The organism is Bradyrhizobium sp. (assembly GCF_049586575.1).
GTDB lineage: Bacteria > Pseudomonadota > Alphaproteobacteria > Rhizobiales > Xanthobacteraceae > Bradyrhizobium.
The window spans coordinates 1-2,442 of record NZ_JBAVCF010000001.1; the positions used below are offsets into that span (position 1 = coordinate 1).

2 protein-coding genes are annotated in these 2,442 nt (G+C 63.1%); both read left to right on the forward strand.

The annotated features are described in order from the left end of the window. Positions 1-1,749: xanthine dehydrogenase family protein molybdopterin-binding subunit (locus WB528_RS00005; protein WP_423886382.1), on the forward strand; the 1,749-nt coding region annotated here is incomplete at its 5' end. Between the two features lie 98 nt (positions 1,750-1,847). Next, positions 1,848-2,297, forward strand: coding sequence for a c-type cytochrome (locus WB528_RS00010; protein ID WP_423886383.1), 450 nt, complete (start codon positions 1,848-1,850; stop codon positions 2,295-2,297). Positions 2,298-2,442: the final 145 nt, after the last annotated feature.

The window sequence follows — 2,442 nt, forward strand, 5'->3', positions numbered from 1 at the left end:
ATCGTCAATCCGCGCATCGTCACCAACTTCATGGAAACGCGCGCGGTGGTTTGTGAATACGATGCGCGGCGCGACCATCTGACGCTAACGGTCGGCAGCCAGGGCAGCCATCGCATCCGAGAAATCATCGGCGGCATGGTCCTGAAGATCCCGCTGGAAAAAATGCGCGTGATCTGTCCCGATGTCGGTGGCGGGTTCGGCACCAAGCTGTTTCCCTACCGCGAATACGCGCTTGCTGCCGTGGCTGCGCGAAAACTTCGCAAGACGGTGAAATGGACGGCCGATCGTGCGGATCATTTCGTGGGCGATGCGCAGGGCCGCGACAACGCCACCACGGCGCGGATGGCGCTGGCTGAGGACGGCAAGTTCCTTGGCATGGACGTAGATCTGATCGGCGACATGGGCGCGTATCTGTCGACCTTCGGTCCGTACATTCCGCATGGCGGCGCGGGCATGTTGCCCGGCCTTTACGACATCCGGGCTTTTCATTGCCGCGTGCGCACGGTGTTCACCAACACCGTGCCGGTCGACGCCTATCGCGGCGCCGGACGTCCCGAGGCGGCCTACGTGCTGGAGCGGCTGGTCGATGCGGCCGCGCGCAAGCTCGGCATGAGCGTCGATGCGATCCGCCGCAAAAACTTCATTCCGCCGCGCGCCATGCCCTACAAGACCGCGACCGGGAAGGTCTACGATTCCGGCGACTTCGCCGCTCATCTGAAGCGGGCGATGGACATCGCCGAGTGGAAGGATTTCCCCAAGCGCGCCAAGGCCGCGAAGAAACAAGGTCTCGTGCGCGGTATCGGGCTTGCGAGCTATGTCGAGGTCTGCGGCACGATGGGCGAGGAAACCGCCCGCGTGCAGCTCGATCCCAAAGGCGACGTCTCGGTGCTGATCGGCACGCAATCGAGCGGGCAGGGCCATCAGACCGCCTATGCGCAGATCGTCGCCGAACAATTCGGGCTGCCGCCCGAGCGCGTCCATGTCTTCCAGGGCGACACCGACATGATCGCCACCGGACTTGGGACCGGCGGATCGTCTGCGATTCCGACCGGCGGCGTCAGCGTCGAGCGCGCCACCCGCGAACTCGGCGGTCACCTGCGCGACATTGCGGCCGAAGCGCTGGAGACAAGTCCCGGCGATCTTGAAATATCAGAGGGAACGATCCGCGTTGCGGGCACCGACCGCTCGATCGGCTTTGCCGATCTGGCGCGCCGGCCGGGCATTGACCCGGCGAAACTCAGCGGCAGCGCCACGTTTACGGCGGCCGACGGCACCTTCCCGAACGGCACGCATCTCGCCGAAGTCGAAATCGATCCAGCGACCGGCCTTATCCGCGTCGTCAATTACGTCATCGTCGATGATTTCGGCGTCACGCTCAATCCGCTGTTGCTCGCCGGCCAGGTGCATGGTGGTGCGATGCAGGGGATCGGGCAGGCCCTGATGGAAGAGGCGGTCTATAGCGCCAAGGACGGCCAGCTTCAGACCGGTACCTTCATGGACTACGCGCTGCCGCGGGCGGCCGACGGTCCGTCATTCGTTTTCGAGACGCACAACGTGCCCTGCACGACCAATCCGCTGGGCGTCAAGGGCGCGGGCGAGGCCGGCGCCATCGGCTCGTGCCCTGCGGTCGTCAATGCGATCATCGAAGGGCTCTGGCGCGAGTACAAGATTGATCACATCGACATGCCGGCAACGGCGGAGCGGGTCTGGATCGCGATCCGCGAACACCAGCGCCGGCACAGTCTGTGACGGCTATGCCAAGGAAGTCGCGGGGAATGAAGTACCGCTTGCGGTGTTGGGAAGTTCGACGGGATTATGTGTGTTACAAATCATAAGGGATCAAACCGATGAGACGGACTGCCTTGGTTGTTGGAGCTTTGTTGCTGAGCGCCGGCGCTGTCATCGCGCAGCAGAATCTGGTCAAGCAGAACCAGGACACCATGAAGGCCAATGCGAAAAATCTCGGCGCCATGGTCGACATGGTGAAGGGCGAGAAGCCCTATGACCAGGCCGCCGTGACGGCCGGGCTTGCCCAGCTCGAGGAGACCGCCAAGAAGCTGCCGACCATGTTTCCGGACAGCATCAAGGGAATGAATCCTGCGGACAGCAAATACGAGGTTTCGCCGAAGATCTGGGAAGACAAGGCCGGCTTCAAGGCCAGGATCGAAGAGTTCGCCAAGGTCGTCACCGAAGCCAAGGCCAAGATCACGGGCCTCGATACGCTGAAGGTCAACGCACCCGCCATCGGCAAGGCATGCGGCAACTGCCACGAGACCTTCCGGATCAAGAAGGGCTGACCGGGACGAAGCAGGGCGCGAGACTTCAGCGCCGTCTGTCGCGACGCAGGTCTTTCACGACACAGCAGGATGGGGTGAAAGCCATCAGGCTTCCACCCCTTCCTTGTTCGTCCCGCGACGAGACGAAGAACCCCTGGCGTAATGG

Coding starts and splice junctions, on each gene's coding strand:
- WB528_RS00010 (WP_423886383.1), top strand. CDS start 1,848: ATGAGACGGACTGCCTTGGTTGTTGGAGCTTTGTTGCTGAGCGCCGGC.